The 3,608-nt window shown below is 57.7% G+C and carries 5 protein-coding genes; all 5 read right to left on the bottom strand.

Annotated features, from left to right (window positions below):
* A partial coding sequence (locus IQ273_RS31735; RefSeq protein WP_194027074.1) for a pyridoxamine 5'-phosphate oxidase family protein occupies positions 1-410 on the bottom strand: 410 nt, incomplete at its 3' end.
* A gap of 377 nt (positions 411-787) precedes the next feature.
* The gene (locus IQ273_RS31730) at positions 788-1,201 is read right to left on the bottom strand and encodes a hypothetical protein (RefSeq protein ID WP_194027073.1); all 414 of its coding nucleotides are present in this window, start codon (positions 1,199-1,201) and stop codon (positions 788-790) included.
* The gene (locus tag IQ273_RS31725) at positions 1,201-2,334 is read right to left on the bottom strand and encodes a hypothetical protein (protein ID WP_194027072.1); all 1,134 of its coding nucleotides are present in this window, start codon (positions 2,332-2,334) and stop codon (positions 1,201-1,203) included. Before IQ273_RS31725 ends, IQ273_RS31730 begins: the two co-directional genes overlap by 1 nt.
* On the bottom strand, positions 2,331-2,627 hold the full coding sequence (locus tag IQ273_RS31720; RefSeq protein ID WP_194027071.1) for a Rho termination factor N-terminal domain-containing protein: 297 nt from the start codon (positions 2,625-2,627) through the stop codon (positions 2,331-2,333). The genes IQ273_RS31725 and IQ273_RS31720 overlap by 4 nt, the downstream gene beginning before the upstream one ends.
* Positions 2,627-3,608, bottom strand: a 982-nt coding sequence (locus tag IQ273_RS31715) for a P22 phage major capsid protein family protein (RefSeq protein WP_194027070.1), incomplete at its 5' end; no start/stop codon positions are given. The genes IQ273_RS31720 and IQ273_RS31715, both read right to left, overlap by 1 nt.

The following is a 3,608-nucleotide window of genomic DNA, read 5'->3' as shown; positions in this document are numbered from 1 at the left end:
GGCCAGTAGAACTGCTGGCGAGCGTTATCGGAGAGAGAGTCCCAGGCCTTCTGGCGGGCCTCGGTCAGCGCCGAATCGGCGGCGGCACCCACTACCTGAATGGGGCCAGCCAGGCGAAACTGCTCGCGGGTTTCAGTAAAGTACCAGCAGGCCTCGGCCCAGGAGTGGGCGGCGATGTCGGTAACCTTGGCGCTGCGCTGGTCGGTAACTACGGTCAGACTATTGGTGTCGGGTAAAAAGCCACGGAATACGACTGTCCGGTTAGCAGGTCGACCCTCGGCGGTAACGGTGGCGAGTTGAAAGTAGCGGCTGTAGGGTTTGCTGCGGTTGCGGTGCAGGGCACGGGCTAAAGGACTCCGCCAGGGGGCCAGGGCCGAGGTTATTAACAGGGATGGATCAGAATCAGACATACTAGACTTTTAGGGATTGTAAACCACATGGAAGATTTACCCCCTGATTTTATAGCCCCCGTGCGTGATGACGTATGGGGGTTTCTTGCGTGGATAGTAGGCTGCGGTTTCCTGGTGTGAATTCTATGGAAGCGAGAGGATCCAAAAACCAAGAAATTTTGCGCCTGCTCTGAGAAAGTGTGCGGGGGTGGGGTTGGGGGGGTATGCCCTAGTAGTCGATAGGTGCGCGTGTGGTGCGCGGGTGCCCTAGTGTGGTCTGCGATCGCATCCTCAGATCTTCTTTCAGCACAGCTCAGGCCGTGGCTCAGCCCTGCGCTATTCCAGAGTAGAGGCAGCTGCAGCAGCTTGAACCAATTGGGTACAGATGGGCCTCACAATCATAGGTTAGCGATCGCGTCAGCCAGAAGATCCCAGTTAGCGATCGAACCAGGCACGATCGCTGGCCAGTTAGAGGCCACAACGAGATCGCGATCGCTCGGGGTTGTATCGAGATGCCAAGGGTTTTTGCAGCGCACCCATAGCAAAGCCCCTAACGATGAATCTTGCCCCAGATAGCTTTCTAGCGCCTCACGGGAAGGCGTACCATCAGCGGCAGCATCACAGGCCAAGAACGATGCGGCCCAGTGACTTGCAGGCTCTAGATACTCTCCCTCTTCAGTCCGCAGCGGGAACCGTCGAAACGTCGATTCAATCCCGTCAGGGTTGCTAAGCGCTGGCGCTACAGCATCAGCGACGGCAACCGCCGAAGCAGGAACGACTAGATAATATTGCCAAACGTACTTAGAAACCATTAGTAAATCGGCCCATAGTAGTTACGGCAAAACTCACGGACAGCATCACGCTCAGATGCCGTATAGACAACCGGGTTCAAAACCATTGCCGACCAATAGCCATAGAAAGGTTGCGTAAGTGTGGACATCATTTCAGCAGTGGCCGAAAAGCCAATTGTGATAGGTGAATGAACAATGTCAGCACCGCCATTAAATTTCACTGTTCGGCTCCCATTGGCGGCTCTCACGCTATACAGAGTTTTCGCAAAGGATGACATAGCCCCAGTGATTAGCGAACGGTTCTGATCTTGGCCGAAATTGATAAAAACCCTGTTAGATGACCAAGGAATTAATTCTTCGTGGCTGTTTGAAGTTTGAGTGCCCACCCGCCAAAAGCCACTAGTAGACGTAGCCTGAAAGACCACAAGCCCTTCCCCCTCTGTCCAGGCAGAGAGATCGCCCAGAAACATACTCTTGGTTCCTGATCCGCCAGAAATACCAGTCGATATGCTAGCGGGTCGAAGGCTAGCGTTTGGTTGTACCGACAGCTCAACTCCAGTCCATGACCGGACAGCACCAACCGGGTCGCCCTGCACCGTCACAGCGCCACCGCTGGAAGCCAACAAGCAACCATCTTCAGGTAGTAGCGAGGCCAGCCCCCGGCCAACAGCTAGAGCATCAATAACGCTTTGAACCGAAACACTCAGGGCTGAGGCCGCAGCAGTGGCCGCAGTAATTAAGGCAAGCCGTCGCGCCGATGGCAAGGCAGAAAGGGCCGAGAAGTCAAAGCCCTGCACTCGCTCTAGGACAGCGATCGCCCGCTCATAGAAATTAGACGGCAGCCCAGCCACCTCACCGCCCGAGGCCAGCGCCAACGCCTCCAGGTGGGCCAGCAGGGCAGCATAGTAGTTAATCTGCTCCGGCGGAACAGCACCGCCCAGAGCCACAATCGCCGCCGCCAGCTTAGCCAGCACAGAGGCCGGATAGTTTGACCTATCCGGCACAGCCAAGGCCCCAGCAGTGGCCAGCAGACTATCGTACAGCTGCAGACTGCGACGACTAAACGAAGTGGGATAAGGCATCGGCGGGACAGAGCCACCCCGCCGAGCGATCGCCCCCTCCAGAGCCGCCAGGTAAGCCGCCTCAAAGCTCATCGCAGCGCCTCGATTAGCTCATCTTTGCTCATGCTAGAGCGGCCTTTGAGCTTGCGATCGCTGGCTAGTTGCTTCAGTTCATCTAGGCTCATATCCTCCAGAGCCTCAGCTGGGGCCTCAGCTAGGGAAGAGTCCTGATCGTCGGCGGTGGCCACCGGCTCCCCCTGCCAGCGCTCATGCTGGTTAGGGTCGAAGTCGGTGGCGTTGATGATGATCCAGCCCTCGGGGCGATTCCCCCAGGGGGAGGCTTCGCCAACGCCGGAAGCTATGCGAAGCGTAGACAAATCAGCCATTACTCGCCCACTGCCCCCGCAACGCGCACCGCCAACCGAGCATCGACCAGCTTGGTACCCCACAGGCAAGACATGTAAAACCCCTGCTGGTGATACTCTTCCTTGATCATCAGGCTGAGCACAATGCCGGTCATGTCATCCACCCAGCTCATCACATTAGCTTTCTCACCCGGCAGACTAACGCGGGCCTCGGGCCTGCTGTCAAAGGCAAAGGCGTAGGGGTGAAACGCCAGGTTCAAGCTGGTACTAGCCGCCAAAGTTACAGCCTCCCCCCCGGACGTCGCCCGCGCCAGCCTGGGAGAGATCGGAACCGAGGTATTGCCTACCGCTAGCGTCGTGGGAGCCGTCACAACGTACTGCTGAGAGTCACCCGCGATCGTGATGATGTCACCTCTCACCAGCGGACTACTGTTGGTGGCCTTAGCGATCGACACAACAGAGGCCCCCAGCGCGTTAACTCCGTTAGCTGTAGCAGCCCCAACGGTTAGCGGGGTGCTGAGGTGGCTAATAGAGTCCAGCCCCACATCTTCATGCCAGTTAAAGCCATAGGCGCGGGACACTTCACCCTCGCGCAGAGTTTCAGCCGAGCCGCTTTGGTTCACATTGCGGAAGGCATCGAGGCCGATCGCGTTGCCATAGGCCCCAGTGTTCAAGCTCATCTGACGGTTAAAGCGGGGGCACTTCTGCTTAGTCAGCAGGGTTTTAGCCCGCTGAGCAGCCGTAGGGGCCGAGGCAAAGGGCGTGGTGCCCGGTGTGCCTACCTGGCCATAGATGCCGGTGTAGTTGGCCGCAATACTCGCCGTCATAGTTTCGACAATCGGGCCGACAGCATTAGCCAAAAACATCGGCGCGGCAGCGTCGGCATTTTCCAGCAGCGTGATGTGCTTGGCGGTGAGAGGGAAATTAACCTCCTTCCAGAAGTCGAGCGGAATTTGTACAGTCGTTGGGCTGGGGGCAGCCTGCGAAGCGGGAGGGTTGGCA

Source organism: Nodosilinea sp. LEGE 07298 (assembly GCF_015207265.1).
GTDB lineage: Bacteria > Cyanobacteriota > Cyanobacteriia > Phormidesmidales > Phormidesmidaceae > Nodosilinea.
The sequence above is the reverse complement of the archived record's forward strand: the minus strand, read 5'-3'. Positions and strand labels throughout refer to the sequence as shown.